The sequence below is a fragment of the Paenibacillus sp. FSL L8-0470 genome, assembly GCF_038008625.1.
GTDB lineage: Bacteria > Bacillota > Bacilli > Paenibacillales > Paenibacillaceae > Paenibacillus_AQ.
In genome coordinates this window covers 4,235,729-4,262,459 of record NZ_JBBOZM010000001.1, presented here as the reverse complement: position 1 = coordinate 4,262,459, position 26,731 = coordinate 4,235,729, and the positions used below count along the sequence as shown (strand labels likewise).

Annotated in this window: 30 protein-coding genes and 1 pseudogene; 21 read left to right on the top strand and 10 right to left on the bottom strand. The window is 49.6% G+C overall.

Translation table 11 applies throughout. From position 1 onward, the window contains the following. Nucleotides 1–112 precede the first annotated feature (112 nt). The 6 genes from NST99_RS19275 (at nucleotide 113) to NST99_RS19250 (ending at nucleotide 4,614) form a co-directional block, all read left to right on the top strand. Nucleotides 113–1,144, top strand: coding sequence for a CobW family GTP-binding protein (locus tag NST99_RS19275; protein WP_341093853.1), 1,032 nt, complete (start codon nucleotides 113–115; stop codon nucleotides 1,142–1,144). A gap of 93 nt (nucleotides 1,145–1,237) precedes the next feature. Continuing rightward, nucleotides 1,238–1,585, top strand: a complete 348-nt coding sequence (locus tag NST99_RS19270) for a four-helix bundle copper-binding protein (protein WP_038593119.1) — start codon at nucleotides 1,238–1,240, stop codon at nucleotides 1,583–1,585. Between the two features lie 212 nt (nucleotides 1,586–1,797). Next, nucleotides 1,798–2,757, top strand: coding sequence for an ABC transporter ATP-binding protein (locus NST99_RS19265; protein ID WP_341093851.1), 960 nt, complete (start codon nucleotides 1,798–1,800; stop codon nucleotides 2,755–2,757). Then, a complete protein-coding gene (locus NST99_RS19260; protein ID WP_341093850.1) occupies nucleotides 2,754–3,464 on the top strand; it encodes a hypothetical protein in 711 nt (236 codons plus the stop codon). The genes NST99_RS19265 and NST99_RS19260 overlap by 4 nt, the downstream gene beginning before the upstream one ends. Before the next feature lie 71 nt (nucleotides 3,465–3,535). Continuing rightward, nucleotides 3,536–4,000 (top strand): hypothetical protein, encoded by a 465-nt coding sequence (locus NST99_RS19255; RefSeq protein WP_038593114.1) that lies wholly within the window; start codon nucleotides 3,536–3,538, stop codon nucleotides 3,998–4,000. Beyond that, entirely contained in the window at nucleotides 3,997–4,614 is a 618-nt protein-coding gene (locus NST99_RS19250; RefSeq protein ID WP_341093848.1) for a class I SAM-dependent methyltransferase, read from the top strand. The genes NST99_RS19255 and NST99_RS19250 overlap by 4 nt, the downstream gene beginning before the upstream one ends. A gap of 89 nt (nucleotides 4,615–4,703) precedes the next feature. On the opposite strand, the gene NST99_RS19245 is transcribed toward NST99_RS19250, so the two are convergent. Beyond that, nucleotides 4,704–5,957 (bottom strand): winged helix-turn-helix domain-containing protein, encoded by a 1,254-nt coding sequence (locus NST99_RS19245; RefSeq protein WP_341093846.1) that lies wholly within the window; start codon nucleotides 5,955–5,957, stop codon nucleotides 4,704–4,706. 176 nt (nucleotides 5,958–6,133) lie between these two features. Here NST99_RS19245 and NST99_RS19240 point away from each other — a divergent pair, with 176 nt between their 5' ends. Continuing rightward, on the top strand, nucleotides 6,134–6,490 hold the full coding sequence (locus tag NST99_RS19240; RefSeq protein ID WP_341093844.1) for a hypothetical protein: 357 nt from the start codon (nucleotides 6,134–6,136) through the stop codon (nucleotides 6,488–6,490). 36 nt (nucleotides 6,491–6,526) lie between these two features. Here NST99_RS19240 and NST99_RS19235 read toward each other — a convergent pair whose 3' ends face one another. Both NST99_RS19235 and NST99_RS19230 read right to left on the bottom strand, forming a co-directional pair. Further along, nucleotides 6,527–8,614 (bottom strand): ABC transporter ATP-binding protein, encoded by a 2,088-nt coding sequence (locus NST99_RS19235; protein ID WP_341093842.1) that lies wholly within the window; start codon nucleotides 8,612–8,614, stop codon nucleotides 6,527–6,529. A gap of 54 nt (nucleotides 8,615–8,668) precedes the next feature. Then, entirely contained in the window at nucleotides 8,669–10,417 is a 1,749-nt protein-coding gene (locus tag NST99_RS19230; protein WP_341097699.1) for an ABC transporter ATP-binding protein, read from the bottom strand. 512 nt (nucleotides 10,418–10,929) lie between these two features. Between NST99_RS19230 and NST99_RS19225 the strand changes: the two genes are divergently transcribed. Then, nucleotides 10,930–11,247 carry a HesB/YadR/YfhF family protein gene (locus tag NST99_RS19225; RefSeq protein ID WP_341093840.1) on the top strand — a complete coding sequence of 106 codons (318 nt, stop codon included), beginning with the start codon at nucleotides 10,930–10,932 and terminating at the stop codon, nucleotides 11,245–11,247. 141 nt (nucleotides 11,248–11,388) lie between these two features. Here NST99_RS19225 and NST99_RS19220 read toward each other — a convergent pair whose 3' ends face one another. Beyond that, on the bottom strand, nucleotides 11,389–11,904 hold the full coding sequence (locus NST99_RS19220) for an ADP-heptose synthase (RefSeq protein WP_076109478.1): 516 nt from the start codon (nucleotides 11,902–11,904) through the stop codon (nucleotides 11,389–11,391). Between the two features lie 124 nt (nucleotides 11,905–12,028). Here NST99_RS19220 and NST99_RS19215 point away from each other — a divergent pair, with 124 nt between their 5' ends. From NST99_RS19215 to NST99_RS19205, 3 genes are all read left to right on the top strand, one after another. Next, a complete protein-coding gene (locus NST99_RS19215) occupies nucleotides 12,029–13,777 on the top strand; it encodes an ABC transporter ATP-binding protein (RefSeq protein WP_341093839.1) in 1,749 nt (582 codons plus the stop codon). A 143-nt stretch (nucleotides 13,778–13,920) separates the two neighbouring features. Then, on the top strand, nucleotides 13,921–14,340 hold the full coding sequence (locus tag NST99_RS19210) for a MerR family transcriptional regulator (protein ID WP_341093836.1): 420 nt from the start codon (nucleotides 13,921–13,923) through the stop codon (nucleotides 14,338–14,340). Further along, nucleotides 14,337–14,906 carry a hypothetical protein gene (locus NST99_RS19205; RefSeq protein ID WP_341093834.1) on the top strand — a complete coding sequence of 190 codons (570 nt, stop codon included), beginning with the start codon at nucleotides 14,337–14,339 and terminating at the stop codon, nucleotides 14,904–14,906. The genes NST99_RS19210 and NST99_RS19205 overlap by 4 nt, the downstream gene beginning before the upstream one ends. An 87-nt stretch (nucleotides 14,907–14,993) precedes the next feature. Here the strand turns inward: NST99_RS19205 and NST99_RS19200 are convergent, their stop codons facing one another. Then, nucleotides 14,994–15,437 carry a DUF441 domain-containing protein gene (locus NST99_RS19200; RefSeq protein ID WP_341093833.1) on the bottom strand — a complete coding sequence of 148 codons (444 nt, stop codon included), beginning with the start codon at nucleotides 15,435–15,437 and terminating at the stop codon, nucleotides 14,994–14,996. Nucleotides 15,438–15,458: 21 nt separating this feature from the next. After that, nucleotides 15,459–16,442 (bottom strand): YpdA family putative bacillithiol disulfide reductase, encoded by a 984-nt coding sequence (locus tag NST99_RS19195; RefSeq protein ID WP_341093831.1) that lies wholly within the window; start codon nucleotides 16,440–16,442, stop codon nucleotides 15,459–15,461. 193 nt (nucleotides 16,443–16,635) lie between these two features. Here NST99_RS19195 and NST99_RS19190 point away from each other — a divergent pair, with 193 nt between their 5' ends. The 4 genes from NST99_RS19190 to rsgA all read left to right on the top strand — a co-directional run bounded on the left by NST99_RS19190 (nucleotide 16,636) and on the right by rsgA (nucleotide 20,268). After that, on the top strand, nucleotides 16,636–17,232 hold the full coding sequence (locus NST99_RS19190) for a DUF2087 domain-containing protein (protein WP_341093830.1): 597 nt from the start codon (nucleotides 16,636–16,638) through the stop codon (nucleotides 17,230–17,232). A gap of 121 nt (nucleotides 17,233–17,353) precedes the next feature. Then, nucleotides 17,354–17,809: a DUF3939 domain-containing protein gene (locus NST99_RS19185; RefSeq protein ID WP_038593064.1), complete on the top strand. Its 456-nt coding sequence runs from the start codon at nucleotides 17,354–17,356 to the stop codon at nucleotides 17,807–17,809. A gap of 156 nt (nucleotides 17,810–17,965) precedes the next feature. Beyond that, entirely contained in the window at nucleotides 17,966–18,637 is a 672-nt protein-coding gene (locus NST99_RS19180) for an HAD family hydrolase (RefSeq protein WP_341093827.1), read from the top strand. Nucleotides 18,638–19,176: 539 nt separating this feature from the next. Next, nucleotides 19,177–20,268: a ribosome small subunit-dependent GTPase A gene (gene rsgA, locus NST99_RS19175; RefSeq protein ID WP_341093826.1), complete on the top strand. Its 1,092-nt coding sequence runs from the start codon at nucleotides 19,177–19,179 to the stop codon at nucleotides 20,266–20,268. 215 nt (nucleotides 20,269–20,483) lie between these two features. Here the strand turns inward: rsgA and NST99_RS19170 are convergent, their stop codons facing one another. Next, nucleotides 20,484–21,110 (bottom strand): FMN-dependent NADH-azoreductase, encoded by a 627-nt coding sequence (locus tag NST99_RS19170; RefSeq protein WP_341093824.1) that lies wholly within the window; start codon nucleotides 21,108–21,110, stop codon nucleotides 20,484–20,486. Between the two features lie 292 nt (nucleotides 21,111–21,402). On the opposite strand from NST99_RS19170, the gene NST99_RS19165 reads away from it, so the two are divergent. After that, nucleotides 21,403–21,576 (top strand): hypothetical protein, encoded by a 174-nt coding sequence (locus NST99_RS19165; protein ID WP_340899901.1) that lies wholly within the window; start codon nucleotides 21,403–21,405, stop codon nucleotides 21,574–21,576. 109 nt (nucleotides 21,577–21,685) lie between these two features. Here NST99_RS19165 and NST99_RS19160 read toward each other — a convergent pair whose 3' ends face one another. Next, nucleotides 21,686–21,925: a hypothetical protein gene (locus tag NST99_RS19160; RefSeq protein ID WP_038593052.1), complete on the bottom strand. Its 240-nt coding sequence runs from the start codon at nucleotides 21,923–21,925 to the stop codon at nucleotides 21,686–21,688. 255 nt (nucleotides 21,926–22,180) lie between these two features. Here NST99_RS19160 and NST99_RS19155 point away from each other — a divergent pair, with 255 nt between their 5' ends. After that, nucleotides 22,181–22,765 carry a hypothetical protein gene (locus NST99_RS19155; RefSeq protein ID WP_341093822.1) on the top strand — a complete coding sequence of 195 codons (585 nt, stop codon included), beginning with the start codon at nucleotides 22,181–22,183 and terminating at the stop codon, nucleotides 22,763–22,765. On the opposite strand, the gene NST99_RS19150 is transcribed toward NST99_RS19155, so the two are convergent. Both NST99_RS19150 and NST99_RS19145 read right to left on the bottom strand, forming a co-directional pair. After that, nucleotides 22,752–23,024: an alpha-glucosidase C-terminal domain-containing protein gene (locus NST99_RS19150; RefSeq protein ID WP_341097698.1), complete on the bottom strand. Its 273-nt coding sequence runs from the start codon at nucleotides 23,022–23,024 to the stop codon at nucleotides 22,752–22,754. The two genes, NST99_RS19155 and NST99_RS19150, sit on opposite strands and share 14 nt — an antisense overlap. 9 nt (nucleotides 23,025–23,033) lie before the next feature. Next, nucleotides 23,034–23,261 (bottom strand): annotated as a pseudogene (locus NST99_RS19145) (alpha-amylase family glycosyl hydrolase); the annotation flags it as partial. Nucleotides 23,262–23,542: 281 nt separating this feature from the next. On the opposite strand from NST99_RS19145, the gene NST99_RS19140 reads away from it, so the two are divergent. The 4 genes from NST99_RS19140 (at nucleotide 23,543) to NST99_RS19125 (ending at nucleotide 26,646) form a co-directional block, all read left to right on the top strand. Then, complete coding sequence (locus tag NST99_RS19140; RefSeq protein WP_341093819.1) at nucleotides 23,543–23,782, top strand: hypothetical protein; 240 nt, start codon at nucleotides 23,543–23,545, stop codon at nucleotides 23,780–23,782. 208 nt (nucleotides 23,783–23,990) lie between these two features. Then, nucleotides 23,991–24,998, top strand: a complete 1,008-nt coding sequence (locus NST99_RS19135) for an ABC transporter substrate-binding protein (RefSeq protein ID WP_341093818.1) — start codon at nucleotides 23,991–23,993, stop codon at nucleotides 24,996–24,998. Nucleotides 24,999–25,033: 35 nt separating this feature from the next. After that, nucleotides 25,034–25,813 carry an ABC transporter ATP-binding protein gene (locus tag NST99_RS19130; RefSeq protein WP_341093817.1) on the top strand — a complete coding sequence of 260 codons (780 nt, stop codon included), beginning with the start codon at nucleotides 25,034–25,036 and terminating at the stop codon, nucleotides 25,811–25,813. Then, nucleotides 25,810–26,646 carry an ABC transporter permease gene (locus NST99_RS19125; protein WP_341093814.1) on the top strand — a complete coding sequence of 279 codons (837 nt, stop codon included), beginning with the start codon at nucleotides 25,810–25,812 and terminating at the stop codon, nucleotides 26,644–26,646. Before NST99_RS19130 ends, NST99_RS19125 begins: the two co-directional genes overlap by 4 nt. Nucleotides 26,647–26,731 lie beyond the last annotated feature (85 nt).

The following is a 26,731-nucleotide window of genomic DNA, read 5'->3' as shown; positions in this document are numbered from 1 at the left end:
GCGGCCTTGACAGGAGTCGAAATCCCCCGCTCGACTCCGGCCTCCTTGCGTGCATATGGGCACTTGTAGTACACTCGCTACCATAACGGAATTTTGTAGGGAGAGATGAAACTTGGAACAGGCATTGCCAGTTTACATATTGTCAGGATTTCTGGGGAGCGGCAAGACGACTCTGCTGCAAAGGCTGCTGGCTCACTGGAAGACACAGGGACTTAGCCCGGCAGTTATCATGAACGAGCTTGGCGAGGTGAACCTCGACGGGCTGCTGGTTGAACAATCCGTACCGATGGCAGAAATGCTGGGTGGCTGCATCTGCTGCACAAGCCGCGGTGATCTCAGTACGGAACTGACTACGCTGGTGAAGAAAGAATCACCCGATGTTGTTATCATTGAAGCGACAGGTGCGGCGAACCCGCTGGAAATCGTAGATGCCGTAACCGAAACCTCGCTGTATCAGCTGGTAGAGCTTAAAGGGCTGATTACCGTTGTGGATACCGCACATTTGCTGGAGCTGTACCGGTCCCAGCAGGGCGCTACCTACAGGCTGATGCAGGAGCAGATCCGCTGCGCGTCCGTGCTGATACTGAACAAAACCGACCGCGTAACCATAGAGGAAGCGGAAGAGATATCCGCCGTGCTGCGCAAATGGAATGCCTACGCACAGATCATGCCTGCGGTGCGCTGTGAATTGGAGCCGGAAGTGCTGCTTGGCAGCGTCGGCGGAGTTCATGCGGAGGCCCGTCCAGAGGCGGATGCAGAGGATGAAGCAGCCGGTCCGGCAGACGGCGGTTTAAGTACGGAGACTGGGGGAGAATCCCATCATACCCATGACCATGTAATGGCATATACCCATTATTTTAAACGTGCGGTGAACAGTGAGGAGTTCGAGCAGTTCGTTAAGGAGCTTCCACGGGATGTATACCGGGCTAAGGGGATCGTAACTTTTAATGACACTGCGAGCCGCTTTCTGTTCCAATATGCCTACAGGGAAGCTGATTTCATGAAAATAACTCCTCAGGGCGATGTCCCTGATGTTGCAGTATTTATCGGTGAGCACTTCTCTTCAAGCGAGCTGCGCAGCAGGCTGCTTCAGCTGGAGAAGCGTACTTTGATCCGGCCGGGTACAGTGAAGAGGAGCCTTTAATTAAGCTTCCTTTGACAGGGGAATTGGTTCGTTCCTTTTCTTGCAGGTTAATAGATAGGCATACCCTATAATAATTGCAGGAGGTATTAGGCTATGACCCGAATTCAATATCAGGAGTGCATTGACGCTTGTATAAAATGTATGAACGCCTGTAACTACAGCTATGTCTCAAGCCTGAAAGAATATGATCTAGCATCACTTCGGGAGAGCATCCGGCTTGACCGGGAATGCGCGGACATTTGCTCTTTCGCCGTTCAGGCAATGACCCGCCAAAGTCCATTTGTAGCGGAAATCCTTCGCTTATGTGCTGAAATTTGCGAACGTTGTGCCGACGAGAGCAGCAGACATGAGCATACTCATTGCCAGGAATGCATCGATTCCTGCCGCAATGCCGCATTAGCTTGCCGTCTAATCAGCGATGTCGTTGAGGTGTACGCATAAATTAAAATTTCTGTTTTGCAGCAGACTATACAAGACCAGACCAACCAGTAATTATACTGACGGTTCTGGTTTTTTTGTATGGAATGGATCCTCAATCTGTTCTTTCTCAAAGGAATTCAGTGCAGTTCCGGCGAATTATAGAGTGGAAGAACCAGTTGTCCATTAGATGCGTTAAGCAAGCTTGGCTTCTGGCTAAGGGGGAAGACAGCCGAATGGCGTTTCGAAGTATTAGTGAACACCGATTGACGGACTGCAGCGGCCCTTTGATTGAACTTACCCGGGCTACCAAGGTTTATGGAGGACGCCCAGTTTTACGTGAAGTCTCACTCGCGGTGGAAAGTGGAACGGCTCTGGCTTTGATCGGACGTAACGGTTCCGGCAAAAGTACGCTGCTCTCCATTTTAGCTGGACTTACCCAGCTTACATCCGGGGTAATTGAGCGCAGCAAGGGGACGATTTCGATTGGTTATGCACCCGAGGCTTTCCCGGGTCTTAAATTTTCTGCTGAACAGTACTTACGCAGTATGGGCCGGATCGGCGGGATGCCGGAGGCGGGACTGAAAGAGCGCATAACAGCGCTACTGGAGGCTTTTCATCTGGAGCAGTTCCGGACGTATCCCATGACCAGCTATTCGAAAGGTATGCTGCAAAAGGTGAATCTGATTCAAAGTCTGCTTCCGAAGCCAGAATTGCTGCTGCTTGACGAGCCTATGTCCGGCCTGGATCTTCCGGCACAGCATACGCTGATTGAACTTCTTCAAGAGTTGAAGCAAGGCGGTACAGCGATGGTATTCTCCGTTCATGAGCCGCTTTGTGTGGAAACCCTTGCCGATGGCGTACATGTGCTTCAAGCAGGCCAAACGGTCATGAAGGTATCAGAAACAGCGGATCTGCAGGATAAGCCTTCCACATACATAATGTGCACAGCTAATGCTCCTCAACAAAAATCGGCTTTGGCGGAGATGCCCGGGGTGATCTGTATAGAAGCGGTTCGGGATGAGTACGGGATGGAATGTTCCGGTTTAACTGTGGAAAGGGAATGGACAGATCAATGTCTCAGGTATGTGCTTGATGCGGGCGGATCGGTGATTTCTGTAGAACGGCGCCGCGGCTTATCGGGGCTTATGCAATGGATGGACCCGAAGACTGTCCAGGAGGAACAACCTTTATGAGATCGCTGATCGCGTATTTTCTCCGCAGTTATACCTTTTCTCAGCGGTATTTCGCTCCCGTTGCCGGAACTCTGATCGCTGTGCTGATTCTCTACTCCTATAAGCCTAACCCGGTGATGAACAGCTATGCGGCGTCGGCAGTGATGTTATTCGTCGGTTGTGCCTGGCTGGGACTGAGCTTTCTGAATCATCAGCAGGCGGTGCAGCGGCAGGTAGCTGTGGTTCATCTGCGAAGTGCGGTTAAGCACAGCATTGGGGAAATGCTGACAATGGGGGTGCTTACTCTGCTGCTCAGCCTCGTGATTGTGCTGTATCCTATAGTTACGGGGAATTTTAGCGATCCCGTGGGAGGGTACCGTTTATTTCTTGCTTTAGCCGGACATGCGCTGCTGGGGTTCCTGGGAATTGCAATCTCGCTCTATTTGCAGTCCTCCTGGGTTTCCAAAAACAGCTATGCTGCGGGATCAATGCTGATCATCATCACACTGTCTATAGGCGGTACCAAACTGCAGGAGCTTGTCCCGGGTCCTGTCATGCCTATCCTGCTGCCGCCGGTGTCACCGGTTATGGATGCTTTGATGAACGCGGATGATTTGCCTGCTTCATCACTGCTGGGTTCCTTCGCCCACGCGCTGGCCTATATTTCCGTGCTGATCTGCTTTTATTTGTACCGCACCAGCCGAATGGATGTTAACAAAAACTTGTGAGAAACAGACTTGGCGTGAAGCCATTAGAATTCATTTTATGAAAAAATGAAGAGAGAGAAACGGGAGGAAAGATGAAGGATACACAAATACCGGAGAGTGAACAATCCAAAGAGCTATTTGCTTATTTCGGGCTGGCAGTCTATTATTGTCAGGCTCTTGAGCAGCAGTTGACCAATTTGCTGCTGCTTACGAAGCTGTCTCAGGGGAAGACACCTACTGAAGCGGATCTCGCAGATCTGTATCAGCGCAAACTCAGCAATTCACTCGGCCAGCTCATCAAAGAAATCCAGCATCATTTTCCATTCTCGGAAGAGGAGACGGTGCAGCTGCAAGCAGTCTGGAAGCAGCGCAACCATATTGTCCATGACTATTTCAAGGAACGCATTCAGGAGACCTTCACTCCGGCCGGCAGGGCCCACATGATCCGTGAGCTGAAGCGTTTCAAGAACAAGGCCAGAAGATTGGAAATCAAGCTGCAGGGCTACTGCACGGAGATGTACACGAAATTGGGTCTTGAGGAGGAGGATTTAATGTGAATGAAGTTTATAAGCAAATTCCACTGTACAGATACCTTAGTTTCTGTAATGAAAGTGATCTTGAGCGGACTGTGCTGGATTGCGGAGCAGGTGGAGACAGTCCTCCACTTGGCTTATTCGCCCAGTATGGGTATGTGGCCAGCGGCATAGACTGTAATCCGGAGCAAATAGATATAGCTCAGACCTGGGCTGCAGAAAAGGGCTATGAACTGGATATACAGCGAGGGGATATGCGGCAGCTTGCCTTTGATGATGAGTCATTCAGCTTCGTCTACTCCTATAATTCTATCTTTCATATGAGGAAATTGGAGGTCGTCCAATCCATAGAAGAGATGAAGAGAGTGCTGAAGCCTGGTGGGATCATGTTTGTTAACTTTTTGACGGTGAATGATTTCCGCTGCGGTGAAGGCGGCGATCTTGGACAGAACCAGTACGAGCAGTTTGACGATGATCTGCCGGTGATCCACTCTTACTATACCGCTACAGAACCGGATGAATTGTTCAGCGGGATGAAGTTGCTGTATAAGGAAGACAGGGTGCTGGAGCGAATATATGACGGTCAACTGATCACTCAGGGCTTCGTAGATTATATCGTGCAGAAACCGCTTCGCTAACGTGTATACATAGAAGGGCAAAAAGACTCTCCCAGATAGCAGAAATGCTGTTCATAGGAGAGTTCTTTTGTGTTTAATGAGGAGCTGTGCTACAGATTTGCTGTCTCCAGCGCTTCAAGTCCACATGCCTTGATTACCTCCGGGGCAAATTGAATAGCGGATGCTCCAGTGCAGCGCGCTAGGGAGGACAAAGCTTGCCGCAGTGCGGGTACCCTCTCTGCAGTAAGCACCTCCTCAGGCTCCCACCACCAGCGGGTAATGGTAAGGATGCCGCTTTTTCTGTTCATGACCGGCTCAAACCGGCCGATAAAACGGTCACCATAGAGGAGCGGAAGCACGTAGTAACCATATTCCCGTTCCAACACAGGTTTGTATACCTCCCAGCGGTAATGAAATCCGAACAGCTGCCGGATCAGTTCTCTATCCCACAACAGATTGTCCAAGGGAGCCAGAGCAGCGGCGAAACTTCCCGGAGAAAAACTTCTTGAATCTTCAGCCTCTTCCCCCAGCTGCAGCACAGCTTCAAGCTCGGGCGCATCCATTGTCCGCATGTAAAGCGGCAGCTTAATACCCTCCACCTGCACCTCACGCAGGCTGTCCTTCTGCAGCAGACGCTGCACTGCCGCGGTCCGCTCTTTGCTCTTCAGACCGGAGATGCCAAGCCATCCGTCCCCCGACTTATTCCACTGGAGTCCGATGCTGCCAATGCGCCGCAGCACGTACCAGTCATGGTATTGTTCAGTCGTGGGATTGGGATCGGCTGCTGCAACGACCTGCTCCGGCAGCAGGCGTGACGTGAAATCGTAGTAGCGGCGTGTGTGCACACGGTGATGAATGGACACTTCACCCCGGAAGTACATGGTTTCCAGAGCTGCCCGAGACAATCTGGCAGGGGCCCAGGCCCAGTTAATCTTCTCTTTGCCTTCCAGGTCCAGAGAAGAGAGGGGGCCGCGCTGACTTAGCGCATCACGGACTTGCAGCACCGTTGCTTCCAAAGGTTCATTTCCCTGGTGACGCCCGGAGGCTGCTTCCCTCAGCCGCTGAAAGCAGGGCCAGTCCTCTGTGCAATAGATCGACATGTTCTTGTCCCAGCCGTCGATCAGCAGCCTGTCCTGGTACAGAAGCTCATTGGCTTGAGAGGGAATAAAGCCGGGAATCCGTGCCTGAAGCACAAGCTCATGATTATGCCCGGCAATATTGAGCGGATCATACTGAATACAGCCTACATGGCGCACGAATTCATAAATCCCCGTCTTGCCGCCAGGAAGACCACCGGAGATTAGCCCCTGATGCTGCAGCAAAAAAAGTCTAGCCTGCTTCTTGCTTATATTGTAAGTAATCATTATCAATCACTCCAATCCTATGAATTAGTTTCCATTATATAGAACAAATGTTCTGTATACAAATACAATTTAGCAGGACTAAGGGAAGTTTAGTGATAGACTGGAAAGTGTCATTAAGTTAATATGACAATTGGTGGTAAAGGGGATTTTTCGTGTGAAGACTGGTGGTGTTTAAAATGATCCATTTAATAATGATAATTCAAATAATAAGCTTCTTTTTTATTTATCAATCCGTTTCCCGCTATTACTTTAGTGTCAAAGAAATAATAATTTGGCTAATGATATTCATAAGCATTGGAGTTGGTTCTACATATTTTATCGGAGTATGGGGGGCCGTTGCTCTATTTTTCTGTTTTGTGGGCATGTCTTATTTTAAAAATCAAAAAACGTTTACCTCTTTAGGTGTGTTTTACGGTGCGTATGCCTTGGTCATGAATTCATTTTTAGGATATCTCGCAGCAGATCCGATTACAAACTTACAGGAAGTATTACTATTAAGTAAATTAAAAAGAGACAGGCTCCTCAATACATGAGGAACTGTCTCTTTTTGGGGAGAAGCTGTTGAATCACTAGCCCTGCTTGAACGAAGGCTGCAGGACTGCGGCAGAGGCGGAAGAAGATGCGGAAGCCGAGTTGGCTACTGCTTCGGCACCGGCACCGAGTTGAAGCTGGTACATGCGGAAGTAGCGTCCACCCAGCGCCATGAGCTCATCATGGCTGCCGCGCTCAACGATTTCACCGTGATGCAGGACAAGAATCTGATCCGCACTGCGGATCGTGGATAAGCGGTGAGCGATGATGAAGGTGGTGCGGCCTTTCTTCAGCACCTCCAGCGCTTCCTGTATGATGCTCTCTGTCTCCGTATCGATGTTGGAGGTCGCTTCATCCAGGATAAGAATGGCCGGATCAAAGGACAACGCCCGGGCAAATGAAATCAGCTGACGCTGGCCGGCTGAAAGCGTGCTGCCTTTCTCCACCACCGGCTCGTCGAAGCCCTTGGGCAGATGAGCCAGCAGCTTATCCGCACCGACTTCCCGCAGTGCCCGTTCCACCCGCTCCCGTGTGATCCGCTCGTCTCCGAGACTGACATTGGAAGCGATGGTCCCTGTGAACAAGTAAGGATCCTGAAGCACAATACCCATATGGCTTCGCAGCCACTGCTTCGGCAGATCTTTAACTTCTTGACCATCAATGGTAATGCTTCCGCGCTGCGGATCATAGAAGCGGAACAGGAGATTGATGATCGAGCTTTTACCGGAGCCGGTATGCCCCACCAGAGCGACAGTTTCACCAGAGCGGGCCTCAAAGGAAATGTCGCGCAGGACGAAGTCTTTTTTGTAAGCAAAGGAAACGTCTTTAAACACCACATCTCCCTTGTAACGCGGCATGGAACCATCGGTCACCGGTTCGCCGGGTTCATCCATAAGTGTAAATACGCGGCCGGCAGAGACCATCGAGGAATCCAGATTGGCCAGTTGGTTGACCATCCCGGTAATCGGCTGGAACATCCGTCCGAGCACGTCGACGAAGGCGTACAGCACACCCAGCGACACAAAGGTAGAGCCATCCAGGCTGCCGAATCCAAAGTACCATAATACCAGTACAAAGGAGAGGCTGCGCAGCGAGTTCACCAGGTTGTGCGAAGTGAAGGCATTCAGGTTAAGCATTTTATTCTGATATTTCAGATAATCATCGTTCAGGCGCTCGAATTCTTCACTGCTCTGCTTCTGGCGGCGGAAAATGCGGATGATTGACATCCCTTGAATCGATTCATTGATAATGGCGTTGATCTCACTAAGCCGCGAGCGGATGATGGTATTGTATTTGGTGGCAACTTTGCGGTACAGCACGATCCAGAGAATCACAATCGGGACAATGAACAGACTGACCAGTCCGAGGTGAATATCCAGCAGGAACAGGGCGACATAAACGCCGATAATATTGATAATCCCTGTGCTGAAGTTGGATAATACGGCAATGAACAGATCCTTGACCGCTTCTGTATCGTTCGTAACCCGGGAGACGACCTTACCCGCAGGCAGATTGTCGAAGAAATAAACCGGCAGCCGCTGGATATGGGCGTATACATCGGTCCGCAGCTTGCGGATGACCTGATTGGCCGACGATTGCAGCCAGTAGGTTTTACCGAATTCCGCTATGATCGAGATGACCAGGAATATCGCGTACAGTCCTACCAGTTTATAAATGCCGGGGAATTCAGGCTTGTAAAAAGCGAATAATTCATTTGCCGAGAGCTTCTCGGCAGGATAGACACTCAGAGTGTCTCCGTATTGGATATGCATCTCTCCGTCACGGAAGGTCCGCTCGCCTTCAGGCTGCGCTACGGCTTCATTGATAAAGTAGAAGCTTTTTCCAACCTGTAGCAGGCGGATTTCCTGGCCCTTGGCTTCGCCTTCGGCAAACCGGTCCCCGCGTTTGTAGAAGGAATTATTATATTCAGCGGCATCCTTGGAAGAGTCTGTCTGGAAGTAGGGCTTCTCTATGGCCAGCAGATGATTGTCGATCATGCTCTTGGCGATAAAAGGCCCTGCCAGCTCGGCTCCCACTCCGATAGTAAGCAGCAGTAGTGCTGCGATAAATGTTTTTTTGGCAGTTAATGCGTACTGCAGCAGGCGTTTGCCCGTACTTTGTGTCAACAGGGACACCTCCTAAACGTTTTTAGGGAGCTTCAAAAAGCCTATGCTCATCATTTATTCATTCGTTAAATTGTTCTCCACCTGCTGGCGGTCAAACTGCTCACGATACCAGCCGTTCATGTTCAGCAGCTCCTCATGGGTGCCCCGCTCTGTTATATGTCCGTTATCCAGCACAACGATCAGATCGGCATGCTCAATAGCAGAGAGACGGTGAGTGGAGATCAGCGTGGTTTTGCCGGCCCGCTCCGAGCGGATGTTCTCGATTATTTTGGCTTCTGTACGTGCGTCAACGGCAGAAAGCGCATCATCCAGGATCAGAATATCGGGATTTGAGATAAAGGCTCTGGAGATCGAGACACGTTGTTTCTGGCCTCCGGAAAGAGAGACACCGCGTTCACCCACTAAGGTATCCAGGCCGTCAGACAAGGTACCGAGGTCATTCTGGAAAGCTGCTGCCGTGATGGCTTCCATAATCCGTTCGTCGCTGGCGTTATTGTAGCCGAACTGGATGTTCTCGCGAACCGATTTGGAGAACAGAATTTGCTCCTGCGGCACATAACCCATCCAGCCGTGCAGGCGGTCGAGGGCAATTTGCCCAATCGGCACACCGGAGATCAGGATGTCGCCTTTACCGGACGGATATTCGTGAAGCAGCTGTTTCAGCAATGTCGATTTGCCGCTGCCTGTGCGTCCGACTACCCCGAGCGTCTGTCCCTGGGAGAGGGAGAAGCTGACGCCGCTCAAATTGTCGATGGTCGAAGTGGGGTAACGGAACGTTACATCCTTCAGCTCAATACGCGTCGGGTGTTCAACCGGAACCGGATGAGCAATATCCTCAACATCGGGACGGGAATTCAGCGTCTCATCGATCCGTTCAAGGGATGCTCCGCCGCGCTGCATAATATTGATCAGCTCACCGATCGCAAACATCGGCCACACGATCATCCCCAGATACATATTGAAGGAGACTAAATCTCCGAGTGTAATTTGATTGCGGAATACAAGATAAATACCGTAGGTAAGCGCGATAATATAGCTTAGTCCCACACAAAAGCGGATCGTTGGTTCGAAAAAGGCATCAACACGGGCTACCGCCATATTTTTGAGGTATACATCCTCCGTAATGTCGGAGAATCGTTTCTCGTCCATACGTTCCTGTACGTAGGCCCGGATCACACGAATACCGGATACGGATTCCAGTACCTGGTCGTTCATATCTCCGAAGGCATCCTGTGCCAGACTGTACCGGTCATGAATGGCCTTACCATAGTAAATCATGGCGATGGCGATCAGCGGAAGCGGCAGCACTGCCGCGAGTGTCAGCTTCCAGCTGACCAGAAAGCCCATGGCCAGCAGCACAACAGTAAGGTAAACCGTTGAATCTACCAGAGTCAGCATCCCGAAGCCTACGGTTGACGATACGGCCCGGATATCATTGGTTGCCCGGGCCATAAGGTCACCGGTACGGTTGCGCTCGAAGAAGGAAGGAGTCATCGTCATGAGATGATTCATAAAGCGGGAGCGGAGCAGACGCTCCACAAGGTTGGAACCCCCGAACAGTTTATGCATCCATATGTAGGTGATCCAATAAATAATTAGAAGCATGAGGACGATCAGGCCAATATACTTCATGAGGGAACCGGAGGTTATCGAGCCGCGTACGATTTCGTCAATGGCATTGCCGAGCAGACGAGGAGGCAGCAGTTCAAGCACACCAACTACAATTAATAAAATCAGGCCTACAGTGTAGCGCCTTTTCTCCCGGCGGAAGAACCAACCGAGATTTCGGAGAACGGAGAACAAGGGAAATCCCTTCCTTTCGTATTGAAGTATTGTCGGCTGTTGGAATGGTGTCAATAGTGGTTCAGCCCTTAACAGCATACAAAAAGGCATATCATCCGAAAACGGATGATATGCCTGTGATATACAGCAGTTATCATGTCAACGGTGCTAAGACAGCACTGAGACATGGAAGAGACTTGCATAACCTGAAATCAAGATGTACGCGTTACATACATGATTCTTCAGGTGCTTTCCACTACTTGGGCTGCTTTGGTATTCAGTTGTGTACAGTTGCCGACAATAGTATAAAAATCAACTTTAACAAGGTTAAACACCGCGCTCACCCTTTCCTTAGTTTTGGTAATAACTTGAAGACGCTTCGTTATGTTCAGAGTTTATCATCCGCAGTTAAGAATTGTCAAATGTAATTTTGAACAAATTTCGAATTAGCAGTATGATAAAATACGTTGCGATAATTTGGAATATGGACTTTTTTTCAGTATGATAAGTAAAAACGGGAGGAGCTAAAAGACATGAAGATGGTAATCAGCCCAGAAGCCGCCACCTGGTTTAAGCGGGAATTAGATCTGCAGACAGGGGCGCACATTCGGTTATTTCCCCGTTACAGTTCAGGAGGAGGCCTGCATCCCGGGTTTTCACTGGGGATCGCCACCGAACTGCCGGGACGTCCTGCTGTGAAGACTGAGCAGGGAGGCCTGATTTTTTATATGGAAGAGCAGGACTTGTGGTATATGGAGGGATACAGCCTATCCATTGTCTATGTGGAGGCTGAGGATGATATCGACTACCAGTATGAGCTTCTGCCGGTGGCCGGTGGAGTGCAGGAGTAATTCTGCCCAGTGCAGTCTGGCTATGCTACAGCACAGGTTGCTGTCTGAAAAAGCCCTTGCCAAAAGGCAGGGGCTTTTTCAGATAGAGAATTTACGGATACAAGAATCTATAAGGTTGGGCCTATAAATTCTAAAACGTCATTAGTGCGAGCTGCGGAAAGTCTCTTCCTCCATAGCGAAATCAAAGTCATCAATGTCATACACCTGGACGGGGACTCCGCCTTCGATGATGCGCTGAATGAGCTCGAACTGGTCGGTCAGAATCGGTACTTTCTCACGCTGGGAAGAGAGCAGCAGCTCAGTTTCAATCGGATCAAACAGTTCTCCGTATGTAGCATTATCAATGCTGTTGATGATGGTGATCTGTGCCTGCCCTCCTAGCAGAATGCCGGAGCTCTTGGCCCATGGAACAGCCAGACAGCGGTTGATCTTCTTGGAATTGAGCGGTTCCTCGAAATAGGCGATCAGTTCACGGATCTTCAATTTGACGTGCTGATCATCATCCGCCCGGTTCATTAACGGCTCGTCACTGTCCCGCAGTTCATACAATTCCATGATGGTTGTATAGGGCACTATATATTCTACAGGGCTTTGCGGGATGAGAAGCTGGCCATAAATTGCCATCATGACCGCTTCTGTCACAAATTGTCTAGACATCGTTATCCTCCTGAAGTTCAGGTACTGCAATCGTACTGATGGACTTAAAATTATAAAAACACTGTGGAGCGCAAATGTCAACAGTACCCAGTCAACAAGGTGAAGAGAAAGGGCGTAACCATCTGTGAAACAATGGAAATCTTATTTTGTTTTTGTCCGGCCTTATATGAAATGGATTGTGCTGACGCTTATTATCGGTATGATCAAATTTAGCATTCCGTTGACACTGCCGCTGATTCTGAAATATGTGGTGGATGATCTTCTGAGCAACTCCGCACTGACTGTCGCGGAACGTGTCTCGAAGCTGATGTATGTCCTCGGAGGCGCATTATTCCTATTCGTCATTGTTAGAGGTCCTGTTGAGTATTTCCGTCAGTATTTTGCCCAGCTGATCACAAGCAAAGTGCTGTTCGACATGCGCAACAAGCTGTACAGCCACTTGCAGCGCCTGTCACTGCGTTACTATCAGAATACTAAGGTTGGCGAGGCTATATCCAGATTCATCAATGATGTGGAGCAGTCAAAGAATCTCGTGGAAGTCGGGATGATGAACGTGTGGCTGGATATGTTCACGCTCGTGTTTGCACTAGGTTTCATGTTCTACCTCAATCCGGTGCTGGCGCTTGTATCCATAGCCATCCTGCCGCTGTACGGCATTGCCGTGAACACACTTTATAAGCGGCTCAAGCTGCTGACCAAGGACCGTTCCCAGGCGCTGGCAGCGATTCAAGGCTATTTGCATGAGCGGATTCAGGGCATAGCGATTATCCGCAGCTTCACGATGGAGCGGGTGGACCAGAAGCAATTTGAGGCTATCAACGGCAAGTTTCTGGAAAAGGCGATGGCCCAAACGCGCTGGAACGCCGTTACTTTTGCTATTATCAATACCTTAACGGACATCGCCCCGCTGCTTGTGATCGGTTATGGGGGATATCAGGTGATACACGGCAATCTGACGCTGGGTACCTTTGTTGCCTTCTTCGGTTACCTGGACCGGATGTATGCCCCGCTGCGGCGGCTGATCAATTCTTCCACCGTGTTGACTCAAGCCTCTGCATCGCTGGAGCGGGTCATGGAGCTATTGGACGAACCTTACGATATCGTCGATCAGCCTGGAGCAAAGCCGCTGAACAATCCGACAGGAGATATAGAGTTCGATCAGGTATGGTTCAAATATGGCGATGAGAACGAATATGTGCTGAAGGATATTAATCTGCGGATAAACCCCGGACAGACGGTGGCCTTTGTAGGGATGAGCGGCGGGGGAAAGTCCTCCCTAATCAGTCTGATCCCGCGGTTCTATGATATCAGTGAAGGCAATCTGCGAATGGATGGACATGATATCCGGGGGCTGACACAGGAGAGTCTGCGGCGGACTGTCGGCATGGTACTGCAGGATAATTTCCTGTTCAGCGGTTCGGTACGTGAGAATATTCTCTTCGGCAATCCGGCGGCTGGTGAGGCGGAAATTGTCTCTGCAGCGCAGGCGGCGAACGCGCATGATTTCATCATGCAGCTTCCTGATGGCTATGAAACTGAGGTAGGAGAGCGGGGGGTGAAGCTGTCAGGAGGCCAGAAACAGCGCGTGGCGATTGCGCGGGTATTTCTCAAGGACCCGAAGGTGCTTATTCTTGACGAGGCTACCTCGGCACTGGACCTGGAATCGGAGCATCTGATCCAGCAGGCGCTCCAGTCGCTTTCATCCGAGCGCACAACGCTGATTGTCGCCCACAGACTGTCCACGATTACCCATGCAGACCAGATTGTTGTGCTGGAGAATGGAGAGATCACCGAGCGGGGTACCCACGAAGGGCTTATGGCGCTTGACGGAAGTTACGCCCGGCTGTTCAATGTGCAGCGGCTGGATGCATGAATAGAGTGTACTGCCATGCGGTTCCTTCGGGAGCCGCTTTTTCTTTGCATTTGAATTTAAGTTACAGTATACTGTAACTATAACAGTGAAGTGTAACTAATGTCGGAAGTTTAAATCATTTTTGCGAAGTGGAGGATGGTTGGATGAATACCTATACCGGCAAACAGCTTGCCGATCTTCTTCAGCGGGAAGAGCCGGATATGAATCTAAGAACGATACGGTACTATACGCAAATTGGGCTTCTGCCACCGTTGGAATTATTCGGCAACAAACGGGTCTATACCGGCCGGCATCTGGAATATTTGCGGGCGATCCTCACCTTGTCCAAAAGCGGGGAGAGTCTGGCAGATATTCAAGAGAAGCTTGCGGAATTGCCTGCGGAGGAAGTGGCTAAGATTGGCGATCGTCTGCGTTTCTACCAAACGGAGCATATTTTCCGCAATGAGACCCTAGTCATTAATGAAGATGTGATGCTTACGGTTAGTCCGCGCATATCTGCAGAGTTAAAGTCCGAGTTGGTTGAAACGGTGAACCGGCTGCTGAAGGGAGGCAATACCCAATGACTGGAGCAGAAATTACGATCGAGGTGCGTCTTGCAAAATCTGTGCTGGAGAATGAAGAGGGAATGAATCACCTCTGGGTCCATTTGGAGCCACTTGGCGGGGTGAAGCAAGCGGTACTTGCACTGCAGCTTCCAGCAGGGATCCATTGGGACGGGGAAGCGAAGGGTTATCCACAAGATACCAGTGGCAGAGTCATTATCGAGCAGCCTGAAATGCCAAATGACCTTTTATTGGGGATCTATACAATGCAGGCTATAGATTGCGGCTCAGTCAGCTTGAGCATTCATGTGTCATTCATAGAACACAGTGGCATGGAGATCTGTAATACAGTGCTCGTCCCGCTTAGCATTGTTGATGCAGAAGTTGTGGATGAGGAAACGGTAGAAATAGACGAGGAGGTTGTCAGAAGAGTCAAGGAACAGGCCCTAACTGAGCCAACGGGCACTCATCCGGACGGCAGCGACAGCGGAATGCCCGATTGCTCACTTCCCAAGCTCATTCGCTATGACCCCCATTACCGCTCAGAACTCGAGGAGAAATACCGGGTTGAGGGAACAGGTTTATAAGCTTCATCCCCATCTGGACATGCCAAACAGGCAGGCCACTCCGCTCACAGTGAGTAGAGTGGCCTGCCTGTCTCCATCTTTAAACTATTATCCACGTCCAATCAGCAGGGAGAGGATACCTGCCGCGATCAGCGGACCTACGGGTACGCCCTTGAAGAAAGCGACACCGATAACCGTGCCGATCAGCAGGCCGGCAACGATCGTAGGCTGGCTGCCCATAAGCACTGCTCCACGCCCGCCCAAATAGGCAACAAGGATACCGATCCCAATGGCAAGCAGCGATTTCCAGTGGTAAAAGGAATGCCAGATCATTTGCAGCGATATTTTACCGCTCGCCAGCGGGGTCATCACGCCAATGGTAAGGATGATGATCCCGACAGTCAGGCCATACTTTTCGAGCCACGGAAAAGCCTGCTGCAGTCTAAGCACCCTCAGCAGCAGCAGCACAACCATTGCGATCGTTACCGGCGAATTGCTGCTGATAATGCCGAGGGCTGCGAGGCCCAGCAGGAGGAGCGAGGTGATATCCATCGTAACGAAACACTCCTTATCCTAAATAAGCCGTTTTGAAATGATGTGATCCGCAATCAGCTTCCCGTGACCCCGTCCGGTTTCGATGAATACCTCATTTGCATTACGTCCGGAGGCGATAACTCCGGCTACATAAAGTCCCGAAATGTTAGTTTCCATCGTGGACGGGTTATAGGCAGGTTTATCCTGTTCGTCGTCCATGATTGCCCCTGCGGAAGACAAAAGTGTCCTGCTGGGGCGGAAGCCGGTTAAGGCGAGTACAAAATCATTGTCGAGTTCAAGTGTCTCACCGTTTGATTTAGTAACAATGACTGAACCGGGGGTGATTTCGGTTACCCGTGACTCCAGATGGAGCGTTATCTTTTCTTTAGCCACCATGCTTTCAAAGATTGGCCGTACCCACGGTTTGATGTTCTGCGAAATGCTGGCTCCCCGGTAAACCATATCTACGGAAGCGCCCACCCGCATTAACTCAAGTGCCGCATCCACAGCTGAATTGCTGCCGCCGATGACAGTAACCTTCATCCCCGTATAGGGATGGGCTTCACCGAAATAGTGCGTGACCTTAGGGAGCTCCTCCCCGGGGATGCCGATCATATTGGGCTGGTCGAAGTAACCGGTGGAGATCACCACGTTTGAGGCTGCATGGGTTAGCTGTTCCCCCCGTTTAGTGATCGTATGTACTGCGAAGCTTCCGTCCTCCAGACGTTCGACTGTGAGCGCTTCTTCGTAAGCGGCAATATCGAGCCCATGCTGCTCGGCGGCGCGGCGGTAATAGACGAGTGCTTCATGGCGGTAAGGCTTGTCATTGGGTGAGGTAAAAGGTACATTACCAATCTCCAATAAAGAGGTTGTACTGAAGAACTGCATGCTGGTCGGATACAGATAAATGGAGTGGACAATAAAGTTTTTTTCAATAATCAGGCTGGACAGCCCTTGGCGCTGGCATTCCATTGCGGCCGAAAGCCCGCACGGACCTGCCCCGATAATAATGACGTCTTTCATATGGATGGCAACCTCCTGGTGTATACTTTCTTTTCTCTAAATCGTACCTTAAATTTAATGTTTTTGCTATCTGTGCAGCATATTCAGCTAATCGTTATTGCTCTGGAGTTTGGATTAGAGTATAATTAGATATATATCTAAACATAGTTTGATTGTGAAAATTGCTTGCAAATGTTATAGGAGAGTGACCCCGATGCAGCTGGAGAAAATTGTGAATTACCATAAAGCTTTATCCGACCCGACACGCCTGCGCATGCTGCTGCTGCTGTCCAAGGGGGAGGTGCACGGACAGGCGCTGGCAGAGAAACTTAATTTATCACAGCCTACCGTAACCCATCATGCTGCCAAGCTTCGTGAGGCCGCAATGATCAAGGAGCGCAGAGACAAGAATACGGTTTACTTTTCGCTGAACCCCGAGTTTATCAAGGCGGGTTCAGAGGCATCGCTTAAATTTATTTTTGCCAAGGGGGCAGACGATATGGACGAGTTATCTACAGACAAGAGTCTGAAGGACTCAGTGCTGCGCAACTTTTTTGCCAAAGACGGCCGGCTGCGCCAGATTCCCGCACAATACAAGAAGAAGCTGATTGCACTGCAATATATGGTTGAGAAGCTTGAACCCGGTGTGATGTATACGGAAAAAGAAATCAACGAGTTTATCAAACCATTCCATGAAGATTATGCCACGATCCGCCGGGAGTTCATCATGCACCAGTTTATGTACCGGGAAAATGACAAATACGAGCTTAACCCTCCGGAGATGTGGACTCACTGGGAAAATGTCAAATAATGATCTAATATATGGGGATTTTTTGTGACAATTGAAGGTTCGACTGATTAAATGTCCGAATAACGAATAAACTGGAATTGTAAGCGTTATCTGACATATACTTCGAAAGGAGACTTTCAGTATGATATTCAAACGCGCGAAAAAAAATACACCTCCCGTTCATCTCACTGTTACTTTGCCGCAGATCAAGCAAGCTGTTAGGCAATTTGAAGAAGATATGCCTGCTCCGATCAATCGTACCGCACTGATTCTGGAGGATAAGAGCATTGACCTTATCCGGCTCAAGAGATATTTGGGCGGAGTGCCTCATCAAAAGTTTTACATGTCGCGGGAAACCTTCGAAATTTTTGAGGAAGCTGACAAGATGGTGCCTTATTATATTGATATGGTTCAGTCGGCTGTGGATAATTATATTAACGACACCGGCAAGCTGCCGCTGCTTGAGGATACCTGGCTGCCGGAGGTTCATTACCGCCTGCTGCACACTGAACGTTATCTGAAAGAAACACCGCCATTTCCGCTGTACATCACGGAGGAAGAGATGATGCTGACCCATCGCCCGGAGCATTTTGAATGAATGAACGATTTACACTTAACACGAGGAAGACTGTTCAGTTGAGGGGCACTGAGGTGCCTGTCAGCAGAACGGTCTTTTCTTTGTTCATGCTGGCATAGTACAATGAATTACTGGTAACACGTTCCGGAAGAATTTATAGATTAGGAGAATTATTGCATGAACAAAGTACAAGCACTACTGTTTGATCTGGATAACACGCTCATGGACCGTGATTCAACCTTCCGCAGTTTCAGCGAACAATTTGTAAGTGATTTCCTCGGGCATTTGCAGCCGGAAGAAGCACGGCGGGTAGTAGAGGATATTATTGTGCGGGATGCCGACGGGTACCGGGACAAGGATGGTTTTTTTGCCGAGCTCAGCGAGGTGCTGCCGTGGGCGAAGGCAGTGTCGGCTGCGGACATCCGGGCCTATTATGATGAGACCTACACCGGGCACGGAGCGCTTATGAAGTACGCCGAAGATATTTTGAACTACTGCCGGGAGCAGGGGTATATTCTGGGTCTGGTTACGAACGGCAAGAAACAGATCCAATATGGCAAAATCGATCTTCTTGGACTGCGCGGCTTCTTTAAGACGATAGTCATTTCCGGCGAAGCCGGAATCAGCAAGCCGGATCCGGCTATTTACCGTCTTGCACTGGAGCGTCTGGGCACAACAGCGGAACAGACGCTGTTCATCGGCGATCATCCGGTGAACGATATCTGGGGTGCAGGCAAGGCGGGTATGGAAACAATCTGGCTGAAGCGTAATCATGAATGGGATGACAAGCTGGATGTGCATCCATGGAAAACCATCCATGAGCTTGATGAGTTGAAGGGGATTCTTTAGCTTTGATGTTGACAATATGCTGCCGGCAAGTTTATTATTACAGCATATTAGTTCGGAAGGAGACGATGTTATATGACAGTTTATATTGCAATTGCGCGATTGGTAACAACTGTTGTGGATACGTGTCTTCCGGGAACAGCAGCTGCAGTGTAAGTAACACGCAGCTTTGCGGGTAAGCTCTACGATGCCTTTTAGAGCCGCCGGGAACCGTATGTGTTCCGGCGGCTTTTTTGTGTGGATCGGTAAGTACGGATACGGTTATTGTATTCGTGCATACCGGATTCACGCACAGAAATGTGCTGATCCTCCTCTTCGTGGTGGGGACCGGCATGCTCTGATCTTGACTTCACAGAAATTGTCCCTTGCCATAGTGCAGGGGAGAGTTTCTGTGAAGTCCGCCGCCGGAATGAGGATTCCGGCGGCTTTTTGTGTTCCCGTAATACACGTTAGTCAGAAGAAACGAAGTGATTTATTTCCGCCGCCGGCTTCTTTCGAAGCCGGGCCGGGAGTGTACGAACTAAACAATCAGGAGGATTTAGATGACAATAGAACAATATGGCTGGAATGAAACCTGGATGAACAAGTGGAACGAATTGCATCAAAGTCTGGAAAACAAAACATTTGTACCCGGCAGAATTGTCGGCGATTTCGGCAGCAAGTACAGGGTTATGACAGAAACGGGAGAAACCTGGGGGGAGCTGGCAGGCAGGCTCAGACATACCTTAAACGATTCCGGGGATTATCCGGCAATCGGTGACTGGGTGTCGCTGGTGATGATGGATGGCGGAGAACATGCCGTTGTTCATGGCGTGCTGCCCCGGCAAAGTGTGATTTCGCGGAAGGTAGCGGGAAATACAAATGAGGAACAGATTGTGGCCTCCAACGTAGACACTTTATTCCTTGTCAGTGCGTTAAATGACGATTTTAATGTCCGGCGGATGGAAAGATATCTGATCATGGCCTGGAACAGCGGGGCAAACCCGGTGATCCTGCTGACCAAAGCGGATTTGTGTGATGATGCAGAGAGCAAAATTGCAGAGATGGAGCGGGCAGCACCCGGAGTGGCCGTGTACGCAGTCAGCGCCTTGCTCGGAGACGGGCGGGATAAACTGCTGCCCTATATTGGCAGCGGTCAGACAGTGGCCCTGACCGGCTCCTCGGGCTGCGGGAAGTCAACGTTGGTTAACTGGCTTAGCGGAGCAACCCTGCAGCTCACCCAGGATGTCAGGGAAGGGGACAGCCGGGGGCGGCACACGACCACTCACCGGGAACTGTTCATCCTCCCGGACGGCGGTATCATTGTCGATACCCCGGGAATGCGTGAACTGCAGCTGTGGGAGGATGAAGGCGGACTTGATCTCGCATTCGGGGATATCAGCAGTCTGGCAGCAGATTGCCGCTTTAGCGATTGCAGACATGAACGAGAAGAGGGCTGCGCAGTCCTCGCGGCAGTATCGACCGGAGAGCTGGAAGAAAAACGGCTGCTGAATTACCGCAAAACCCAGAAGGAGCTGCTGTACCAGAGCAGCAAAGAAGTGAAGCAGAAGCGCAAAACAGCAGCCGCTGCGACCAAGGCAGCGCCTTCCCGTTCCAGAAATTCCGGCTGGCGCCGGGAGCTGGAGGAATATTGAGGAACAGTATAATTAAGCTACAGTAACCTGAACAAGAGGGTCCCTTGAAGCCTTAGAATGGCTGTAAGGAGCCCCTCTTGTAACGCAAGGGCGCAGCTCCAGAGAAGCTGCGCCCTTGCTATATATAAATAAAAGTCCGGCTAATTGCAATGCATATATCTAATTAAAGTGCAGATGTCTATCTTTAGAACCGGACCTTTAATGCTGGCGTGTTCTTAGAACGATGCAGCAGCAGTCTTGGCCAGTTGCAATCCGCTTGCGATGATTTCTGCGGATTGTGCAGGGTTCTGGTTGTGGCCTTCGATGATCACTTGAGTAGTATCTTTGAAGCCCCAGAAGTTCAGGTTGCCCATGATGAAGTTGACGGCCATTTCAGCGCTTGCTGCCGGTCCTTCGGAATAGATGCCGCCTCTGGCATTGAGTACAGCTGCTTTTTTGCCAGTCAGCAAGCCAACTGGACCTTCAGCAGTGTATTTGAATGTAGTGCCAGCCTGGTTCAGGTAGTCGATGTAAGTGTGAAGTACAGCCGGAACGGTCATGTTCCAGAGCGGGAAAGCAAATACTACTTTGTCAGCGGCAAGGAACTGATCCAGGTATTTCTTAACCAGTGCAGCACCGGCAGCTTCTTCAGGAGTAGCTTCGTAGCCTTGTGCAGCTTTATAAACACCGGTAATCAGCGTGTTGTCATAATAAGGAAGTTGCTCCGCGAACAAATCCAGTTCAGTGATTTCGTCTTGCGGGTGGGACTCCTTGTAGCTTGCCAGGAATTCGTTGTAAAGCTGAACGCTTACGGATTGATCTGCAGGGCGGTTATTGGCTTTGATGAAAAGTACATTAGACATATGATTTCTCCTTAAATATATATTTAATACTTACTATCAATAATATAGCATTTAATAATTAGTTTGTAAATAACAGTCGAAATAAATTTTTATTCGCTCGACAGCAAAGGCCTTTTCTTTGCAGGGCTACTACATCTCTTTATAAACGAATTGTTTTTTTGGCAGAACATCAATATGTAGTAAAAGCGCTCTGACTCAGCTTCTTTTTCATTTTTGGGCAAAGTTTAAGGAATACAGGACCCGGTTATATAGGTGTTACAAGGATTATAGGAAAAGATTTCCTCACCTCAGGTTGGCAATACAACTTATTGAAGAAGGAGCGATTGATATGTCCATTGACCGTTTTATCATTAAAAAACTGGACAACTGTCACGAAGAGCAGACTCGTCGCAACTTAGTGAAGTTGTTCAAACTGCGGATTCAGAAGGCAGAAAAGGAAGAGAACAGAAATCACCGGATTAGTTGAGATATGCCGCTGACGTACAGATACCCGGCCAACATATAGAACGAGCGGAGCTCATCCCATCTTAATGAAGGGGTGTGCTTTTTTATTGCATAAAAAAATACCCCTCTAATTAATAGAGGGATAGAGCCAATGAATCATTTTCACTATAACTGTGCAATATAGCTTCAGAGCCTTTAATTTCGATACTAATCAGAGAATTTAAGCATTTCTGAAGAGCACTTTTGCCCTTCTGGATTTTGAGCTCCAGCGTGCTGTTCAGCAACCGGATAACCTTCTGGGTGGGCTGTTTGTTTTCTGTAGTGAAGTATACAGGTACAAGCTTGTTCTGAAATGTGATGAGCATTCTCATTTTGAAATCACCTCGCTACAAGTATTTCATGATATAGATCATACCCCTCGTTTCTTAATTTTACCTTAAAATTAGCTTATGATAACATAAAGATTACAAGTTTTATAGTTTGGGACTTTTTTATTGCAGTGTGATTCCAAGGTTAGCGGGATCCGGGAAGGATATATCAATGTGAATAAAAAGGATAAGGTATATTTAGCTAATTTTCTGTTCCCAGATAAGCCAGCGGGGAAGGAAATTTCGGATCTGATGCAAATGGCAGCATCCGCGGACCGAATATGCCGGTTAAAATACTGTGAAGGTGAGCAAGTACAGGATATCTGCCTGCAGGTACATAAGGATGTAACATTGATCGCAGGCATTGAGCCCTCAGATTCCTTCGTCTATAGACTGAGCGATCCACAGAAGGTGCAGCGTGCTTGTTATTATCTGTTTAATTGCTTTGAGCCTGCAGAGTTTACCGTAGAGGATGTACCATGTCTGCATCTGTCCAGACGGAGATATGAGGAGCTAAAAGAAAGCGCCGCAACCTACAGCTTGTGTTTTTTGGCAGAATGTCTGACAGCGGAAACAGGGGATTTGCTGCAATCCGCACAGCTTGCGAAGGTCATGAAGAACAAAACGGCTGAAGGAGAGCTTAAGCTGTGTTCACGCAGCAAAGAGGAGTGTAAGCTCCAGCATGCCTTTTTTATTGAAGATACCTCCAGCGGCTGGCTGCTGCGTATGAGCTGCGAAGCCGCGGAGGACTGGATGGTTGCCATTCCGGTTACGAAAGCGCAGATATGCTCTGCTCTCTATGAGTGGGTGCTGCAAACATCTCCAGTGTTTACTCCAGAATAATTGTGGAATAAGCAGGCAGTGTAAGCATGTTGTCCGCCTGACCCGCTTTTCCCCGGAACGTCTTGATTATTGAAGAATAAGTAACGGTGTTCGTGCCGGGATGTAGCGAAATGTTCTGTGTCCCGCCAGTTAAATTGTGAACCACCAATACCTGCTCTCCGGCAGTGATCCGTTCGAAGGCCATAATGCCTCTGTTTCCGGAAGAATATTCGCGAATTCCACCGTCTCTCAGTGCAGGTACTTCATTGCGCAAGGAAATAAGCTGACGTTAATGCTCCAGCAGAGAACTTCTGTTCTGCAGCTGACTCTCCACATCAGCACCGGAATTAGCGGTGTTATTCATCGCCTGCTCCCAGGTGGTCTGGCCATCTCCTTGACCATCGGCAGTCCATTTCATAGGCTCACGTAGGCCTTCATCGGGCTTCACTGCAAGCATTCCTATCTCTTCCCCATAATAAATAAACGGGTTGTCCGGCAAGGTCAGCAGAATAGCTGCGCCATTCTGGCATGATCCGGATTGTTCGCCAGTTGGCTAAGGCTCCCCCCTGAAATCTGCGAATATAGCTTATAAGTTCGCTCCAGAGTAAAAGGCAATCCCACTGTCTTTTTCTGTATTGGCAGAATTCAGCACTGCTTCGGCCAGGCTGAAATTAAACCCCGAATCAAAGGCATGATCCAGATAGGCCCCCTACGTAAACAGCTGAATTCTCCCATACCTCCCACACGATATAAGCTAGCGGTTTACCTCGATTATCGCTTTGCGGAATTCCTGCCACCATGCCACGTTTTTGGCAGTTGTTGCCTCGCTTCTATCCGATACCTGATCTTCGTAGATATGCTTTGCCTGCTGCCGCTAACCGGAATCATTCAAGTAATCCGCCGCTTGAAGGCGCAGGTGAAAGTTCTGGTGCCGTAGAAGCGGTAGCCTGGACGGCGTTTGTGTTGTTGTCAGAGCATCCGGCAAGCATGGTAGTGATATTCCTGCAAATGGTCAAAGTGCGCAGCATGAGCGATTAGGCAAGGTCAAAGGCTTGTATTTCATCTGTTGCGGACCCCTCCAATAAATAGCTTCATTAATATGAAAATATAGTAAGCGCTTTATTGATATCTTAGTCGAATCGCGCCAGTTCTTTCACTTGAAAGTTACTCTCTTTAACCTTTCTTTTGGTATTCGCATATGCTGTAAACAAGGGCAAAAAGACCCGGGAAGAAAGGAGAATGAAGAATGAAAAACAAGAAAAAGCTGTCACTGTCGCTCATGATTCTCGCCTTGTGTTTTTCAGTGCTCGCCGGCTGCGGCGGAGACTCGGCTGCGGTAAAAGTGAAGATCGGCGAAGTAACCCGATCCGTCTTTTATGCGCCCGAATATGTGGCATTATCCCAGAACTTCTTCAAGGAAGAGGGGCTGGATGTGGAGCTTCAGACTATACCCGGCGGTGACAAAACAATGACCGCATTGCTCTCAGGAGCCATTGACGTGGCGCTTGTTGGTCCGGAGACTTCAATTTATGTTTATCAGCAGGGAGCGGATGATCCCGTTATCACTTTTGCCCAGCTGACCCAGCGGGACGGTACATTCCTGTTCGCCCGCAAACCGGATGCGGACTTTAACTGGGATAAAGTAAAGGGGTCGACCTTCCTCGGACAAAGAAAAGGGGGTATGCCGCAAATGGCGGGTGCCTTTACTTTGTTTAACAAAGGGATTGATGCCGAAAAGGACCTCACGCTGATTCAAAATATCGACTTTGCCAATATTGCCGGTGCCTTTGCCTCCGGGACAGGTGATTATGTACAACTGTTTGAGCCACAGGCTTCCATTTTTGAGAGGGAAGACCGGGGCCAGGTGGTGGCATCCTTTGGGGTGGAGAGCGGTTACCTACCTTATACGGCTTTTATGTCCAAGGGTAGTTATATCAAGAAAAATAGTGATACTGTGCAAAAATTTACCAATGCAATCCAGCGTGCACAGCTATGGGTGAAAGAGCATAGTCCGGAAGAGATTGCCGATGCGGTACTTCCGTATTTTGATAAAACGGAGCGTGAGATTGTGATCTCCGCGATCAAGCGCTATAAAGAGCAGGACACCTATGCCGTCGATCCGGTCGTGGAAGGCGAAGAGTGGAACAATCTGCTGGATGTTATGGATAATGCCGGAGAGCTGAAAGAACGGGTTCCGGCGGAGAAAATTGTGAACAACAGCTTTGCGGAAAATGCGAAAGACAACGTCAAGTAGCGTTGTCTTCAGACTAAGGGTTAGGAGGGGCTGATATGCTGCCAGTAGTGCAATTGGAGGAAGTGACGCATGCCTATCTGGGTGACCGCGAGGCTTCTCTGGCCATTGAGGACCTCAGCCTCAGTGTAGAACAAGGAGAGTTCGTCAGTCTCGTCGGGCCGAGCGGCTGCGGCAAGACGACACTGTTGTCGATCATAGCCGGGCTGCTCAGTCCATCCCGCGGCGAAGTGTTCGTTAACGGACATCGTCTCAAGGGTCCCTCCCCGGAGGTAGGGTATATGCTCCAGCAAGATTACCTTTTTCCTTGGCGGACGATCATGGACAACGCTCTGCTTGGACTGGAGCTCACCGGAAATCTGAACGAAAACACACGTCAAAAGACGCTGGAGCTGCTGAAGGATATGGGGCTGGAGGGCAAAGAGCAAGCCTATCCGTCACAGCTGTCCGGCGGTATGCGCCAGCGTGTGGCACTGGTACGGACACTGGCTACCGACCCGGGCCTGCTGCTGCTGGATGAACCGTTCTCTGCGCTTGATTATCAAATCAAGCTGCAGCTCGAGGATCTGGTATCTGAGACGCTGCGCCGCCGCGGGACCACTGCGGTACTGGTTACCCATGATCTGTCAGAGGCGATCGCCGTCAGCAGCAGGGTGATACTGCTGCAGCGGAACCCGGGGAGAATACGTAAGATATTTACCGTTCCGGAGGAAATCCGCAATACGCCCCCGCTGTATGCGAGGGACTTGCCCGGTTTCGCGGAGCTTTTTCATGGCGTCTGGAAGGAAATGGAGTTGGCTGGGAGGGAAGACGTATGAAATCAAGTCAGCAAAGCGAAATAACGGCTTCCCGCGCACAATGGCTGGAGCAGAAACATAACGATTACAGGAAGAAAAAACGGCGCTGGCAGAGCAGGGTCATGGCCGTGCGTGGCAGTCTGCTGCTGCTGTTTTTTCTGCTATGGGAAGCAGGGGCCCGGCTGGGCTGGATTGACGAACTGCTGTTCAGCTATCCGACGAAGGTCTTCCGTCAGATCTGGGAAGACATGATCAGCGGAAGCCTCTGGCCGCATTTGGGCATAACCGTAGGGGAGACCGTGGTCGGCTTTGTACTCGGAACGCTGCTTGGAACATTGCTGGCAGTGATCATCTGGTGGTCGCCTTTTTTATCAGCGGTGCTTGACCCGTACATGGTCGTTTTCAACAGTATGCCTAAGGTGGCGCTGGGGCCTATCTTTATCGTGATGTTCGGTGCCGGATTTACTGCAATCGTCATCACTACTTTATCCATCACTGTTCTCATTACGACTCTTGTTGTGTATAACAGTTTTTGCAGCGTAGACCCGAATCTTGTGAAGGTGGTCAGGTCGTTTGGGGCGACAAGAGTACAGGAGTTTTTCAAGGTTATCCTGCCGGCATCCTTCCCTACGGTTGTTTCTACCTTGAAGGTAAACGTTGGCATGTCCTGGGTGGGTGTAATTGTCGGTGAATTTTTGGTAGCGAGGTCGGGGCTTGGATATCTGATTATATATGGTTTTCAGGTGTTCAATTTCACTCTTGTCATGTCCAGTCTGCTGATTATTGCAGCGGTGGCTACGGCGATGTACCAGATGGTTGTCTATGTGGAGAAGCTGTTATTGTCGAGACGGTGAGAAACATGTCATATTGTGTCTCCCCGGAAAATCTTGTACCATGTTTATATCTTTACCTGAATGATGAAACGCCAAGGAGAGGTAT